We start from the raw sequence: 16,006 nt of genomic DNA, 5'->3' as shown, positions 1-16,006 counted from the left end.
CTTTTGAAAAAATTCAAAAGCTTTTTTATACATCTTCCCACATTATAACTTCATCTTTTAATAAATCTCTTTTTAGTTTTCTTCCAACTAATATATAAGATAATTCTGGCTTTATTCCATATCCTGGCCTTTTAAAAGTAAACATATCTTCTTTTATTATTGTTCCTTTTTTTAAATTCCTAGAAGCTAATATACTTCTTCTTGCATCTTTCATTATAATCTTTTCTTTTTCGGTTGGTTTCTTTATTCCATCACCTAATAATTTTTCAGTATTTCTGATATGAGTAATATAATTTTTAAATTCAGAAAATTCCATAGAAGCTTTATGATCTGGCCCCTTCATTTTTTTGTCTAATGTTATGTGTTTTTCTATAAATTCAGCTCCTAAAGTAGTAGCTGCTATTGCACTTTCAAATCCCAAAGTATGATCAGATAAACCAACTGGAACTTTAAATGCATTTTTCAAAGTAATCATAGATTTTAAATTCACATCTTCTACTTTAGTAGGATAATCGGAAGTACAATGCATCAGCCTTACATTTTTGTTTCCTGTAGAATAAATAGTACTTATTGCTTTTTCAACTTCACCTAAAGTACTCATTCCTGTAGATAAAATTATAGGTTTTCCTGTATCTCCTATTGCCTTTAAAAATCCTATATTAGTAATTTCACTTGATCCAACTTTAATAAACTCTACATTAAGTTTAACTAAATAATTTAAACTTTCTTTTCCATCTGGAGTAGATAAGAATATAATTTTCTTTTCATCACAGTATTCTTTTATTTCCTTGAAATTTTCAAAAGGTAATTCTAACTTTTTTATCATTTCTAATTGAGATTCCTCAGTTTTATCATTTTCTTTTTGATATTTTGCCTTTTCTGCAAACAAGCCTGTACTTTCTTCTGCTTTAAAAGTTTGAAATTTTACAGCATCTGCTCCGCATTCTTTTGCCATATCCACTAATTTCTTTGCTAGATTAATATCTCCATTATGATTTACTCCTGCTTCAGCTATAATGAATACTCCCATAAATCTTCCTTACCTTCCTAATCTACAATTTTAATTTATAAATAATATTTAAAAATTTAATGTAATTAAAATACATCCGAATCTCCCATAGTTAAATACCATTTTTCAATATTCATCATATCTGAATCCAAAAAATCACAATTTAATTTAAATCCAAAATGAGTAATTATATTATTTTTCTTAAATCCTAACTTTTCTCCTATTTGTAGCTTGTCTTTATTTACAAACCATGAATTTATATTTCTAATACCATTACAAGCCATTAAATCAATTAAAGTTTCTAAAATCTTTTCATAAATCATATTATCAACTGATATTATATCTACTAAATCACAAACCTTTTTATCTCCATATTTAAATATCTTATAAATACAATATCCTAAATACTCATTATCTTTTTCATAAACTAAATAATAATACTTATTATAAGGATTTAAATTATATCTCCAATTAAGATATTTTTTATCTCTTTTAATCATTATCTTATACTCTTTAAATCTCTTTGAAAACTTATCAAACAAAATATTTACTCTATCATCTAACATTTCAGTACTCTTTATATTTTTATCTAATGATTTTAAGTCAAATTTATATGAATAACAACTATACATTTCTATGTCTAAAACATGTTCCCATCCTAGATATTTTTTAAATCCATGCAATGAATTATTATTTGGAAATCCATATATAATTGGTATCTTATTATATATTTCTTCATACAAATTACTTGCAAGCTTAACAAATATTCCTTGCTTTTTATACTTAGGACTTGTCATTGTTGTCATTGACAAACCTGTACAATAAAATTTATCATAAATCTTCATTTTATTTGGTAATATTGCATAATGACCTGCTAAAGTTTTATCATCCCACATAAGCTTTATAAATTTATCCTTACAAATATTATTTTCATAATTCCATCGCCATTCATAAGGTTTCATTTCTCTATAAAATGATTTCTTAAATAAATCAATTATATATTTTTCATCATTCTTCTTATAATCTCTTATTTCTAGCATTTTTAACACATCCTTAAAAAATATCTCTAACTAACATAAATGCCTCAGCATATTTTGTGCATGCTGAACATCCTCTGTATCTAGCCAATGCTTTAACACTATCTTCATTCCTAGGTTGCGGTATTTCTTGTAATTCTGTTTTGTATAATTTTAATATTTCTAACTTTTTATCAATATATTTTGTAATATCACAAAATACATTTGGTACAAAAATATTTTCTTGAAATTGTGGTGCAATTTCTGTTTCTGAAAGACATTCATACATTAATACTCTTTTAATAAAAGGATATCTAAAACTCTTAGTACAACTCAAAATAGCCTTAGCCCCTATCTGGTGATCCGTATGAACATCACTTCTGTTAATCATATATACAATCTCTGGTTTAACCTTATACATAACTTCACTTATTTTATTTATAAGATTTGAAAAAACATCATAATTAATCTTTGATGGTCCAAACTTTAAATTATATACTTTATCAAATCCATAAGCACTCCCTATATTCTCCACTTGTTTTTTTCCTCTATAACCTGATGATATGAGTATCCATATCTGGTTTCTGCACTAGTTAATATAAGCCAGTTTACCTTGTCACCTTTATCTTTGTGCTTAAGAATAGTTCCTCCGCAGCCTATTGTTTCATCATCTGGATGTACTGATATAACTAATATATTTTTATATTTCATTTGGATCCTCCAATTTCAATAAATAATCTTTAAATTCCAATTTTTTAAGTATCTTATAAGCTTTTTCTGAGCTGTTTGAATCTCCATAAATATTTTTTATATTTCTACATTTATTCAAAAATTCGTTCTTTAAAGCCTTATTAATGCCATCTTTTATATGGTTGTAACTTTCATCTACAAATATTACATTTTCATTAGCAGCTCGTCCTTCTTGTCTTGCCCCTATATTAATAACTGGTATTCCAACGCTGGCAGCTTCTACTATTCCTGCACTTGAATTTCCTATTTGAAAAAAAGCATTTCTATATATATTTATAAATGTATTTCTATCTAAGTTTTTATAAAAATAAAACGCTTCATGATTTTTGTATTTTTCTATTACATTTATAATTTCTTTATTTCCTGCATCTGTATTAGGATAACTTACAAAAGCTTTCATATTTATTTCTTCAAGGCATTTTAATATATTTTCAAATGTTATATAAGAATTATCATTTAATGGATGATATATTACTAAAGCAAAATTATCAAATGGCTTAATATTAAGTTTTTTATAAATTGTACCCATCATTTCAACATTCTCTGTTTTAAATTTATCCAATGCTGGACTACCTATTTGAAAAATTCTATACTCAGGTTCTCCTATATTCATCAATCGCATTTTATGTTCATAAGTAGATACAAAATGAATAGATGATAACTTAGATGCAGCACTTCTAAGTTGGTTGTCAACTAATCCACTTTTTGTATAATCTCCTCCAAAAAAATGTGCCGTAGGAATTTCTAAAAAAGCTCCAAGCATTGAACCAATCAAAACTTCTTCTCTATCACCAGCATATATTATTAAATCTGGTGAATAATTATTAACTATATCTATTGAGTTTTGTAGCATTATAGATGCTGTCTTAAGTCTAGAACTCTTACTATCTGAATCAATTAAACTTTCAATTTTCATTAGTATATCTAAATTATCTTTTTCTATTAGATCTACTGTTTTTCCATAAGTCTTTGACAAATGTGCTCCACATACTAAAAGCTTTAATTCAAAGTAATCATCAGAATTTAATTTTTTAAATAAATTGCTCATTAAATCATAATCAGATCTTATTCCTGTAATAGCCAATATTTTTTTCAATAAAATCACCACCTTTTTAAGTTTTATATAAAAAAATGACTAAAGGTGACTGTAGATATATCTATTTTTACACCTCACATAAAATACTATCTTTCATATTATATTCTGATAATAAATATAAAATTCTAATGAAATATCTGTATTGTTAGATGATGATTGGAGGCTTTATTATATGAAACTTATATTCAAAAGATGTGATGAAGAAGATTTTGAAGACTTTTTTATCTTAAGAAGTGATGATGAAAATATTTATTGGACAGGATACGATAAAAAACCAAATAAAAATAATCTAAAAAATTGGTATTTAAAACAATTAAAAAGAGATGATAGACTTTTATTTATAGTTAGAAGTGATGAAACAGATGAACCTGTTGGTTACTTATATTTAGATATAGTTGGTGACAATCATAATATCATAGAAACCGGACATGGAGTAAATTCAAAGTATAAGGGTAAAGGTCTTGGTACTGAAATAATAAAATTTGCTATAGACTATTCTAAAAATGAATTAACTTTTATTGATGAAGTTGATGGATGGATATTAGAAGACAATATAGGTTCTATAAAAAATGTATTAAAAAATGGTTATGATGAAACTGATGAACGAAAAAAAATCTATGTAGAAAACCTAAATACCTATAAGTTCTTAAAAAAATATGTATATAAAATAATTAGAATTTCATAAAATTAATTACTTATAGTAATTAAAGTTGCTACGCAACACTTCTTAGTTAAAACTCCTAACTTACTGATCCTCTTACCTCTCAACTGATATTTGCTTTAATTTAGATTTTATAAACCTTTCACGCTTTAAAAATTTTATAACTTTTTATACATTAAAATATGGATTTATGTTAAGTATATTGACATAAATCCATATTATTTTTAACTTTTATTTTCTCTACTATTAAAGAAAATAGTCTATTTACTTTTTGATATTGATTTACAATTATATTTCTGCATTACCCTATCTATTCCAAATATGCATAAAAATATTAGAATATAACAACATATATATGAATATCTTCCTTGTTGCTCAATTATTAAATATGTTATTCCATATCCTCCAAGAATTAAATATAATAAATTTACTTCTTTAATGCTTTTTATCATTTTTCTATTATTTAAGCCCATACATATTAATATCAATATTATTGTATAAATTAATTGAAATTCTAATGGTTCATTTTCTACTATAGGAAATTTAATTTGTTCTTCTGGAACATTCATTTGAGCCCACATTGAACCTGAAAAGTCACCTGCAGTCCACTGTAATGTAAACTTATCTAATATAAATATTATAGTTTTTAATATTGAGTGTGATGTAAATCTATGAACTATTATTTCTTTGCTTTTTTCTTTTAATTCATCATAATTATCTAGATGTTCATTAATAAAGTTTGCATCCTCTTCGTTCCATCTTCCAGCATTTTCATAGTTACTTCCTTTAAGTACACTTGTTATTTTAGGTTCTTTAGCATCCCATAATGGTCTTTCTAAAACATTGAAATTTTGAAGAGTTGCACTTATTATAATTGTTATTAATAAATAAGATATAACTAGTATTAATATATTCTTTGCTCTCTCATATATGGAATCTAATGAATATATTATTATATACAATACATAAGCTATTAAAACAACAGTTGCAATGGTCCTAAAAAAATTACCTAGTGATAGAATTACTCCACACATTAAAAGTTTAGATTTATTCTTTTTATTCCTTAAATAATAAATAAACAAATATATACTTAATAAATAAAAAGGTATAGCAATATTTTCACTACAAAATACTGATGTATAAGTAATAAATGGTGGAAATATTGCAGATATAAATGCCGAAATTTGTGCATACAATTTATTTTTAAATATAAGATCTGTTATTAAATATATTAAAATTATATCTAATAATCCTAAAAATAAATTTATAATTTTCATAGCTAATAAACTTTTTATTGGAAATAATAGATTCATAAGAGCCATATATAATACCATTCCTGTAAGATGAGGAAATCTAGACATATAAGCCGTTCCTTGGAACATACTTCTATCTCCATTTAAAAAGTTAATAGATGTATCATATATAAGCTTAAAATCCGATACAGGGACACTTGGTATATTTAATAACCATAAAATTCTAAGAATAAATCCAATAATTAAAATAATAATTAACTTCTTTCCTTTAGATATATGTGTTTTTAATATTACATATCCTATTGATATACATATTATTCCTATAAATAAAAGTAATATACTACTTTTATTAAATCCAACTCTATTTAAATCTATTCTTGATAATATAGTATTTTTAACAGGTCCAACCAGAGCTAACACTATTTCCGATAAATTTCTTATTAAAAGAACATACAGTAAGCTCTTAATTGTTATATTCATTATTCTTGTAAAAGTTCCACTAAATTTAGTATTCATTTTATCTTCTTAAAGCTTTTAATTAAGCTTGTCCATACCTGCCTTCCTTTTTTATTTTTATCTCTTTCATGTTTACCTCCCTAAATTATGCGTTAAACAAACCTTATTATATCATATTTTCCCAAAAATTCCATACAAATAAATCTATAATCAAAATATCTATGATTGAAAATACAGCAAATAGAATTTAAATTAGTTCTTATATATTAATTAGATTATATATATTATTAGATAATAATGAATTTTATATCTAATATAAAAAAATATACTCTTAATCCCATAATCTTATAATAAAAAAATATTACTGGAAATTTTAATTTCCAGTAATATTTTAATAACGAATTTGTAAACTACACAAAATTATATCTTCAGTATTGTTTGTACAAATATATCTAAAGCATGTGAAAATAAATAACAAGTCAAAGATGCCAATGTGCCTAAACTAATTTATCTATCATATTCTTCATTGATTCAAATTCTCCCATATCAAGCCATGCTCCTTCTGTAACTGGATATATTCCAACTCGTTCTTTATTTTCTAAAAGTTTATATATTATATCTGTCATATCAGAATAGTTTTCTTCTTTAATATAATCTAAAACATCTTTTTCCAATATATACATCCCTGTATTCACTAAAAATTCATAACTAGGCTTTTCATCTAAAGATTTAATACTTCCATCATCATTTAAATTAAAAATTCCATATGGTATAACATAATTTTTTAAAGCTGTAACTATTGTCATCTTATTTTTACATTTTTTATGAAATTTTAATATATCAGAATAATTTGCATCTACCAATATATCACAGTTACTTACAAAAAAACTACTTTCAATCTTATCTTTTAATAATATTAAACTACCTGCTGTACCTAATGGAATATCTTCTTCAATAAAATCTATATTATATGATGTTTCTTTATTAAAATATGCTTTAATTATATCTTTTTTATAATTTATAGTTACATAAAAATTATTGAAATTAAAATTTAAAAAGTTATTTATTATTCTTTCAATTATAGGAATTTCCCCTATAGGTACTAACATTTTGGGAATAATATTAGTATATGGCTTTAGCCTAGTACCCTTTCCACCTGCCATAATAACAATTGGTATATTATTAGTATCAAAATAAGTGCATTGATTTTGGTAAATATCATTCCAAAATACTACATCAACTATTTCATTTTTCTCATTGACTATTGGTACAGCTTCAATCTTATATTTTTTCATTATATTCTTAACATTATTTTTTTCTTCTACTTTTAAATATTTAGGTGACTTGTTCATTATATTATCAACTGTTTTTGATATGTCACCATTCTTTAGTATCCATCGTCTAATATCCCCATCAGTAACTACACCTATTAGTTTCTTATTTTCAATAACAATAATAATTTTTTTGCCTGTTTTATCTAATATGTCTATAGCTTTCTTTATTGTTACATCTTTATTTATTAAAAGACTACTTATATCCATAAGAAATCTCCTTTATTTACTGATATTTTTTGTTAATAAAAACCCTATACTTTCCTATACATAAAAAAAGAAACTGATTAACAGTTCCTTTTACCTATCTGTATAAATAGTTTCATTGATCATACAATTTACATTATAATTTTCACAAATTTTTATTTTATAATAATGATCTCTATCATTTATTTGAAAACAAAATTCTCCAAAATCATTTGTTATATCATAAGCACAATAAAGGCTACTGTTATCTTTCATATGAATTTTTTCATATTCTAATAATACTATTTCTAATAATACTATAGCATTTTTTACTGGCGTCATATCATCATAAAATAAATTTCCCTTTACCAAGACAGGTTTTTTACAATTAGTACTTTTCATAATAACCTCACTATAAAACTTTCTTATAAGGCACATTGAAATCAATAACTAGTCAATATGCTAGTTTATTTTCATATCCCTAAATTAGCATCTAACAATAGGCTCATATACTTCTAACACATAATCTAAATTACTATTGCAAGGTACTACCATTGCATATTCTCCCTGTTCATTAGTAATTAAATATCCATATTCTTTTATTCCTGGTGAGTAATAACTATTATCTACTTGAGTAATGTATACTACAGCTTTTGATAAAGGATCACCATATTGATTTACTATTTTTCCTGTTATCAAAACTTCCATGGTTTTCTTTATAATAATCTTTTTATTTAATACACAACAACCCTTTAATTCTTTAGGACTTATTAATATCTCTTTATGCCAGCTCAATATATTCACCCTCTAAAATTTTATTAAAGGAGAATATATTAAAATTTCATAACGCATTTCCCAAGATGGATTCAATGAAAATGCATATTCTCCTCTATAGTCAGTAAAACAGTATCCTAATATTTTAAATCTGTTTGTTTCGCAATTTATTTCTTTTACTTCAATAGCTGCCCCAACTAACGGGCTATGATCTGTATTATATACATTACCTTTAATTATAGTAGTTCTTTTGTTATTTACCACTATATCTACTTTACACATTTTACTACACTTTAAATTTGAACCATATAAAATTATAGACTTTTTTTTTTCATTTTGCATTTTTATTCTTTAAAATCTTTTTCTATTGCTCTTCTTGATTATCTACCGTAGGTTCAGTTTCTATATTTACGTGTAGTTTATCTTGTCCTTTAAGTTGTTCAGCTGATATTATCATACTGTTTTGTTCTTTTCCATTAACCACTAACGATTTGATTTTCTTTTCTTTATAAACTTGTCCATTTATAGTTATTTCTGACATTAGCCGTTTCCTCCTTAGCAATAAATAGTTCTTTACTACTATAATATGAATTTATTTAAATTTTGAAACTTCATCATCTATTATTTTTTTTGCTTCTAAAAGCATTTCATTCATTCTTATAAAATAATTAAAAAATACTTTACTTTGATATCTCATATTTGAAGTTAATTGGTCATAATCTTTTGCAAGCATTAAAAAACTTTCTCTTTTTATAGAAAATAAAAACTTATTAAAATATCCTCCTAAATAAAAGCTTTCTAATGATGATTCAAAAGTTTGTACTATATCTAATATAAATAAGAATCTTTGAAAATCTATATCATTTCCATCTATATGAACTAATGATTTATCTTCTTTAATTTCTGATAATATATTACATTGTTCCATACCTTGTTCTGATTTTTCAATAAATGTATCAACAAAGTCAATTATAGTACTTATTACTTTCTCAGGACTTAAATCAATACATTTATCAGGTTGTAATTTTTTCTTCTTTACTTTAAATATATCTTTTTCTAATATATTGCTTAATTCTTCATGAGGAGCCCCTTTTATATCAGCTCCATAAGATGCATTTATAAACTCTACATTTCTTTCAGATTTATATTGCTTAATATGATTTTCCATAGTGTTTTTAAATACTTTTAGAGTTGTTGTTGTTCTTACTTTATTTCCAAAAACATCATCAACTAACTCATTTGCCCAATTAGTTGTAATAATGTTATCAACAATATCAAAAGTCGCCTTATCAGAATGATGTTTATCATAAGTGTAGGCTAAATCTTGACCTACAAGTATTATTGGATTACATCCTAATATATTTGCCATAGCTAAACATGTATGAGCAACTGATCCTCCTTGAGATAGTCCTTCAAATTTATTAATTTCCTTAATTATTTTTGAAAAAATATTAGACATATATATCTTTTCACCTTTATATTCATTTACCAAATACCTATTACTATATTCATAATATAAAAGTGGGACATCTTCATTAAGACTTTCCTTCATCATGTCATACATAGCATCTGAAGGATCTATAGATATGATTAAATCTGGTTTAATTCCACTTTTTATAAGGGTTGTGAAAGTTCTATTACTTGCAATTACAAAACACTTTTGAGCTTTATCTTTATTTTTAACCATATCTTTTATATTTTTATCCAATGATGGTCCTGCTGATACTATTATTGCTGGTACATCTTTATTGCTCTCTATATATGAATTTAAAGGACTTGATTCTTTAATAACTTTAAGATTTTGAATTGAATTTCTCATAAAAGATTCTTTACATCTATACGCTAGCGTTATATTTCCACTAACTGAAAAATATTTTGCATCTATGGCTTCTAATAATTTTTTATACTCTTCTTTATAAATTTCTTTATAATTTCCAAAAGCATGAACATATAAATTGTCAAAATTATTACCATCAATTATAGTAGCAAAAATAGATCCTATATTTTCTTCATCAAATAAAACTACCCTTATATTATCATTTAAAATTATATTTTTATTTTTATTAAAAACATCTTCATTTGGTTCAAATATAATTACTTTATTATTACTACATAATACTTTTTCTAATTTACTTAAATACTCACCTGTATCTAGTCCAAAAAGTATTACTAATGAATCAAATTTAAGATCATCTAAATTATTAATTAAATTTTCAATATCTTTCTTATAATTTTTCTTATTTGCTAAATAGTAATTCTTATTATCTTTTTTTATTTTATATAAATAAAATCCATCTAATGATTTAACTTTCTCCATTTATACCCCCTAAATTCACAGAAAGATACAGTATTAATATACTGTATCTCCATTTTTATATTAACCTAATTTTATTATAATTAAATTAAATTTTAGCCATGTGCATAAAATTTAAGAGTTAATGATGTTCCAGTATTAACAGTGACACCGTATTTACCATTACTATCTGTAAATGTTTGAATATCAGCATTACCTATTGAACCTGCAGTAGTATCATACCATCCTAAAACTGTACCACTGTTTAATATTACTGGAGCTGATATAACTGTACTACCTGATACATGCATACTTGTACCTACAGCCACTCCATTAATTAAAACTAAATCCCAAGCAGTGGTTCCTACTGTTTGTGTCAATTTATTTCCATTATAGTTATTAATAGTTGCAGCTGATATAACAGTTGCTAAAGGTTTATAAGTTGACATATAACTTCCTCCTACGATTTTATTCTTTTGTTATTAGTTCATTAATATCTCTATATTTCATATTGTAAATCACTATAGCTTATAAAATTTCAGTAACTTACCTATATAAAGCATATACTATATTATATGCTTTGCTTATTTATAGGTGATTAAAATTAGAAAAATATATAACATAATTAAAATTATCTTTATATTAAATAGAATTTTAATTTTTATAATGTTGTAAGTTGAATAATTTTGACAATTATAAAGTTACTCTTGATATATACAACCATACGCCTTAAATTCATAGGAAACATTTAAATTTCTTGGAATTGATATACCATATCTCCCCTTTTCATCACTAAAAGTTACTCCTATATATTTTTTTTTAGCTGGAGTATATCTATCATCTATTGAAAAAACCTTTATTGCTGCATTAGATAGTGGAATTTTATCAGGACTTAATACCTTACCAGTAATTAATATATATTCTTCTTTTTGCAAAACAGAGTCTATTTCTACTACTTTGCAGAACATAATTTCATTTCCACATAATACTTCTTTTGCAACAGCACACATTTTCATACCACCTCCTAAGGAACATTTAAATAAATTTCATATATTTTAACTAAATCTCTTTATATTGTAGAAAGAGTTTTGACTTTTTTTTATTTTTATTTTCCCATTTATTTATTAAATAATTATAAATTTCTTTATTATGAATTCTTGTTCCAACATAAAAATCACTTGTATATCTACAAAAACTCTTCTTAAATTTATATAAAGTATCATCTAAACTATCACTTAAACCCCCTCCAAAATGGAACTTAGAAAAGCCAATATCTTTGGCATACTTTATAGCTTCCCATAACAATAAATTATTTGGACAATATTTCAAATACTCTTTTAAACTACCTGATAGATGATAATTAAAAAAATCATTTCCTTGTAAAAATATAGCACTAGCTATTGTAATATTATTAAATTTAATACTAATACATATATGATTTAAGTTCATTAAATCATTAAAATAATTATCACCAAAATAATAGCGTTTATCTGCATTTAATCTATTCATAGTTTTTATATATATTTTCTTAAACTCATTTAAATCAAAACATATTTCTGTAGTAAGACCTAATTTTTTAGCCTTTCTTATAACATTCCTATTTTTTGAAGTAATGTCTTTTTTCCATATATCATCAATAGAATTTCTTAAATCAATATAAGTTGTTGTCCTATTGTGATATACATTAATACCATCAATAAATATACTATAATTATTTAAAAGAGGATGAAATCTGATAAATTCTGCTATAATATTATTTTCACTACAAAACTTTCTAAACGCTTTTTCAAAGTTTTCAATAAATTTTTCATTTGTAGTATTTAATATTGGGCCACCATATCCATAAGCAGTTTCTATATCATAATATTCTTCTTTTAAATCATAGCCTTTAATTTTGTTCATCAAAAATGGATATACTGCTAAATTCTTTTTATCTTCAAAAACAAAAATTTTAGCTATTTTATCATTACCGTTTTCATAAAGTTTGTAATATTCACTTTTAAAATATATATCCCTTAAAACTATAGGCAACTTTTCAATATAATAATTCCACATTTGAGATGAACTATTTAAAATTTTAATCATTATTTCACCTCCATTTTATGATTATCATGATATTAATGAAATTAACTATTTTATCTGATTAAAATTTCTTTTAACTTAAATATTAAAAATTCCATATCTTTAATTTCATATCTCCAATCAATTGGTAAACTTAAAATATTTTTAGAAATATTTAAAGAATTTTTAAAATTATTTATCCATTTCTCATTTTCTAAATTCCAATGAATAGGAAGATATATTTGATTTTTCATTAATTCTTTTTTTATACAATCTCGATTATCTATTAAAATTGGGAAAACTAAAGGTGTGTTATCATCTAAATTTTCTGTTTGATTTAAAAAGGTAATTTTCTTCATATTTTTTAGTTGTTTAAAAACGTAACTATAATTTTCTTCTCTTCTTTTAATGAATTTATTTATTGGAAAATGATTTAAATACCTTTTATGCTTTAAATTAATTTTTAAAATATTTTTTCTTTTATAATATTCTATATTTGCTCTATTAAATAAATTTAAATAATCATTTTCATACCCAATATTTTGTGATATAAATTTTGTTTTTATATCTCTTGCTTTTTCCATAAATTTAAAATATTTATCATTAGCTTCTTTATACCTTGATAAACTATTTAATTTTTTTAGAATATTTAAACTTTCATTTTCTCTGCATAATATTAATGAACCGTCTATTGGTAAAAATTTTCTATAACTATTAAAAACATAATCTCCAATAAATTTTTTCTCCCATTTAATCCAAAATTTTTGTACAGCATCTTCAATTAATAAGATGTTTTTTAATTTTAAATTTTTTAGAAATTTTCTCGTACTTTCTTTATGAAAAAATCCAAAATAATCAATAAAAAATACTACTTTTACATTATATTTATTTATTAGATTTTCTATAGATACTATATCAATATCTAATTTTTTATTTATATTATAAAATTTATATTTAATATTTAATTTCTTAATTAATTCTACAATTGTTGGACATAAATAACTGGGTAATAAAATTATTTCATCATTTTCAAAAGAAATTTCATTCAAAATAAACCTTATTGCACTTTCCCCTCCACTCAAAAGCAATCCTTCATTTTCAATATTGTTATAAATGTCTTTATCTTGAAATTCATCTTGAAACCAAAATTCCCCTCCAATTGGATACTTTAATTTATTATTCATTATAATTTTCCTTATTTTTCATAATTGCTTCCGCTATTCTAAAATCAATTTCAGTATCTATATCTATAGAATATTCTTTTTCCATAATATAACCTGTTAAATTTTTCACTTCGAAAGATTTTTCCTTTTTTAAAGATTCTGTTTTTGCTAAAAAAATAGCACCATTATATCTATAAATATGTGGTAAATCTTGTCTTCTTGTAATATTTTTACCTTCTTTAATAAAGTACTCAAGTTTTTCACTCTTTAAAATGTTTGTCCAATAAGGATTAACTTCTGATTCACAAATTGATGCAAGACCATCAAAATCGCTTTTCATAAGCTTTTTTATAGATTCATCAATATGAAATTCATTTCTCAGTGGAGATGTACACTGAAGTAATAAAACATATTCTGGACAATAATTTTCTTTTTTTTCTAAAAAATTCAACATATGAAAAACACTATCTATAGTTAATGAATTATCCCTGGCCAAAATTTTAGGTCGTAAATAAGGTACTTCTGCCCCAAATTTTCTAGAAACATTTGCTATTTCTATATTATCAGTACTTACTACAGTTCTATTAATAAATCTACTTTTCTTACTTGCTAAAATGGTATAAGCTATTAATGGCATACCATTTAATAACTTTATATTTTTCATCTTAACACCTTTTGAACCACCTCTTGCTGGTATAATAGCTAATATTTCACCTTTCATGATTTTATTTCACCTAAATTCTTTAAATTTAATATTTTTATTACAAATTCTATATCCTCTCTTTTTAAATTAGTACTACAAGGTATATTCACTACTCTATTTATATAATATTTTGCCTTTTTAATATCATAAACTTCACAATTTCTATAAGGCTTTTGATTTTGTATAAGCTCCCAAATAGGCCTAGTTTGAATTCTATTTTCTAATAAATATTGTATTAATTCATCTCTATTTAAAGGATATTTATCTCCTACTAATAAGGAATAAAACCAATAATTTGCATTTATATCTTTTCTAAAGTCTAGTAAAGATAAACCTTCAATCTTTTCTATATTGACTTTATAAAATTTATAATTTTCTCTTTTTATATTTATAAATTTATCTAATTGTTCCAGTTGACCTATACCTAATGCTGCTTGCAAATTAGTCATTCTATAGTTATAACCTATTTCATTATGGATATAATGCAAAGTATCATCTTTTGCTTGAGTTGATAAATATTTAGCTTTTTCTAATAACTTCTTATCTTTTGCTACAACCATTCCGCCACCACCAGTTGTTATAATTTTATTTCCATTAAAAGAAAATACTCCAAAATCACCTATAGTTCCTGCATATTTATCTTTATAAATTCCACTTATAAACTTAGATCCTAATGCCTCAGTAGAATCTTCAATAACCTTCAAATTATATTTATTAGCAATTTTCATTATTCTTTCCATATCAGCTATATTTCCAAAAACATGAACTACTACAATGGCTTTAATATGATTCCTAGATTTATTATTTATTAATTTTCCTTTTATTAAAGTACATTCATTTTTGCAAAATTTTTCAAGCTTTTCTGGATCCATAGTTAAATTATCATCACAGTCCATGAATACTGGATTAGCTCCTATATATCTAACTGGGTTTACTGCTGCAATAAAAGTTAAAGTTGGTACAATCACCTCATCTTCACAACCTACTCCACTTAATATGAGAGATAAATGTAATCCTGCTGTACCACTTTGACATGCCACGGCATTATCAATATTTAAATATTTAGCTATTTGTTTTTCAAATTCATTTATATATTTTCCTCCAGTGGAAACCCATTCCTCATCTATTGCATCTAAAACATATTTTTTTTCATTTCCTTTTAAATTAGGTACAGATAAAGGTATAAAATCCATCATAAACTTATCTCCTTTGATTTAATCTAAGGCACATTCAAATAAATAGCTAATCAATATG

19 protein-coding genes are annotated in these 16,006 nt (G+C 24.0%); 1 reads left to right on the top strand and 18 read right to left on the bottom strand.

Annotated elements, in window-relative coordinates; all coding sequences use genetic code 11:
• Window positions 1–25: 25 nt before the first annotated feature.
• The 5 genes from neuB to neuC form a co-directional block, all read right to left on the bottom strand.
• Entirely contained in the window at window positions 26–1,030 is a 1,005-nt protein-coding gene (neuB, locus tag BGI42_RS06605) for an N-acetylneuraminate synthase (RefSeq protein ID WP_069679572.1), read from the bottom strand.
• Window positions 1,031–1,095: 65 nt separating this feature from the next.
• On the bottom strand, window positions 1,096–2,049 hold the full coding sequence (locus tag BGI42_RS06600) for a GNAT family N-acetyltransferase (protein ID WP_069679571.1): 954 nt from the start codon (window positions 2,047–2,049) through the stop codon (window positions 1,096–1,098).
• A gap of 13 nt (window positions 2,050–2,062) precedes the next feature.
• A complete protein-coding gene (locus BGI42_RS06595) occupies window positions 2,063–2,560 on the bottom strand; it encodes a PIG-L deacetylase family protein (protein WP_420825934.1) in 498 nt (165 codons plus the stop codon).
• Complete coding sequence (locus tag BGI42_RS16620; RefSeq protein WP_420825933.1) at window positions 2,548–2,736, bottom strand: PIG-L deacetylase family protein; 189 nt, start codon at window positions 2,734–2,736, stop codon at window positions 2,548–2,550. The genes BGI42_RS06595 and BGI42_RS16620 overlap by 13 nt, the downstream gene beginning before the upstream one ends.
• On the bottom strand, window positions 2,726–3,880 hold the full coding sequence (neuC, locus tag BGI42_RS06590) for a UDP-N-acetylglucosamine 2-epimerase (RefSeq protein WP_242984752.1): 1,155 nt from the start codon (window positions 3,878–3,880) through the stop codon (window positions 2,726–2,728). Before neuC ends, BGI42_RS16620 begins: the two co-directional genes overlap by 11 nt.
• A gap of 163 nt (window positions 3,881–4,043) precedes the next feature.
• Here neuC and BGI42_RS06585 point away from each other — a divergent pair, with 163 nt between their 5' ends.
• Window positions 4,044–4,556 (top strand): GNAT family N-acetyltransferase, encoded by a 513-nt coding sequence (locus BGI42_RS06585; RefSeq protein ID WP_069679568.1) that lies wholly within the window; start codon window positions 4,044–4,046, stop codon window positions 4,554–4,556.
• Window positions 4,557–4,792: 236 nt separating this feature from the next.
• Here BGI42_RS06585 and BGI42_RS06580 read toward each other — a convergent pair whose 3' ends face one another.
• The 13 genes from BGI42_RS06580 to BGI42_RS06525 all read right to left on the bottom strand — a co-directional run bounded on the left by BGI42_RS06580 (window position 4,793) and on the right by BGI42_RS06525 (window position 15,948).
• Complete coding sequence (locus tag BGI42_RS06580; RefSeq protein ID WP_069679567.1) at window positions 4,793–6,301, bottom strand: glycosyltransferase family 39 protein; 1,509 nt, start codon at window positions 6,299–6,301, stop codon at window positions 4,793–4,795.
• Between the two features lie 437 nt (window positions 6,302–6,738).
• A complete protein-coding gene (locus BGI42_RS06575; RefSeq protein WP_069679566.1) occupies window positions 6,739–7,782 on the bottom strand; it encodes a sugar phosphate nucleotidyltransferase in 1,044 nt (347 codons plus the stop codon).
• Between the two features lie 90 nt (window positions 7,783–7,872).
• Window positions 7,873–8,160 carry a hypothetical protein gene (locus tag BGI42_RS06570; protein WP_069679565.1) on the bottom strand — a complete coding sequence of 96 codons (288 nt, stop codon included), beginning with the start codon at window positions 8,158–8,160 and terminating at the stop codon, window positions 7,873–7,875.
• Between the two features lie 84 nt (window positions 8,161–8,244).
• The gene (locus BGI42_RS06565) at window positions 8,245–8,562 is read right to left on the bottom strand and encodes a hypothetical protein (RefSeq protein ID WP_242984751.1); all 318 of its coding nucleotides are present in this window, start codon (window positions 8,560–8,562) and stop codon (window positions 8,245–8,247) included.
• Window positions 8,563–8,565: 3 nt separating this feature from the next.
• Entirely contained in the window at window positions 8,566–8,874 is a 309-nt protein-coding gene (locus BGI42_RS06560) for a hypothetical protein (RefSeq protein WP_069679563.1), read from the bottom strand.
• 22 nt (window positions 8,875–8,896) lie between these two features.
• Window positions 8,897–9,073 (bottom strand): hypothetical protein, encoded by a 177-nt coding sequence (locus BGI42_RS16195; RefSeq protein WP_192875392.1) that lies wholly within the window; start codon window positions 9,071–9,073, stop codon window positions 8,897–8,899.
• Window positions 9,074–9,124: 51 nt separating this feature from the next.
• Window positions 9,125–10,849, bottom strand: coding sequence for a motility associated factor glycosyltransferase family protein (locus tag BGI42_RS06555; protein ID WP_069679562.1), 1,725 nt, complete (start codon window positions 10,847–10,849; stop codon window positions 9,125–9,127).
• A 92-nt stretch (window positions 10,850–10,941) separates the two neighbouring features.
• A complete protein-coding gene (locus BGI42_RS06550) occupies window positions 10,942–11,274 on the bottom strand; it encodes a hypothetical protein (RefSeq protein WP_069679561.1) in 333 nt (110 codons plus the stop codon).
• A 252-nt stretch (window positions 11,275–11,526) separates the two neighbouring features.
• On the bottom strand, window positions 11,527–11,841 hold the full coding sequence (locus tag BGI42_RS06545; RefSeq protein ID WP_242984750.1) for a carboxypeptidase regulatory-like domain-containing protein: 315 nt from the start codon (window positions 11,839–11,841) through the stop codon (window positions 11,527–11,529).
• Between the two features lie 43 nt (window positions 11,842–11,884).
• Window positions 11,885–12,910 carry a lipid II:glycine glycyltransferase FemX gene (locus BGI42_RS06540; RefSeq protein ID WP_069679559.1) on the bottom strand — a complete coding sequence of 342 codons (1,026 nt, stop codon included), beginning with the start codon at window positions 12,908–12,910 and terminating at the stop codon, window positions 11,885–11,887.
• 50 nt (window positions 12,911–12,960) lie between these two features.
• Window positions 12,961–14,070, bottom strand: coding sequence for a DegT/DnrJ/EryC1/StrS family aminotransferase (locus tag BGI42_RS06535; RefSeq protein ID WP_069679558.1), 1,110 nt, complete (start codon window positions 14,068–14,070; stop codon window positions 12,961–12,963).
• Complete coding sequence (locus BGI42_RS06530) at window positions 14,063–14,770, bottom strand: acylneuraminate cytidylyltransferase family protein (protein ID WP_069679557.1); 708 nt, start codon at window positions 14,768–14,770, stop codon at window positions 14,063–14,065. Before BGI42_RS06530 ends, BGI42_RS06535 begins: the two co-directional genes overlap by 8 nt.
• A complete protein-coding gene (locus BGI42_RS06525; protein WP_069679556.1) occupies window positions 14,767–15,948 on the bottom strand; it encodes a LegC family aminotransferase in 1,182 nt (393 codons plus the stop codon). The genes BGI42_RS06530 and BGI42_RS06525 overlap by 4 nt, the downstream gene beginning before the upstream one ends.
• Window positions 15,949–16,006 lie beyond the last annotated feature (58 nt).

Source organism: Clostridium taeniosporum, assembly GCF_001735765.2.
In the GTDB taxonomy this organism is placed as follows: domain Bacteria; phylum Bacillota; class Clostridia; order Clostridiales; family Clostridiaceae; genus Clostridium; species Clostridium taeniosporum.
Note: the sequence above shows the minus strand (reverse complement) of the source record. Positions and strands in the feature narration are given on the sequence as shown.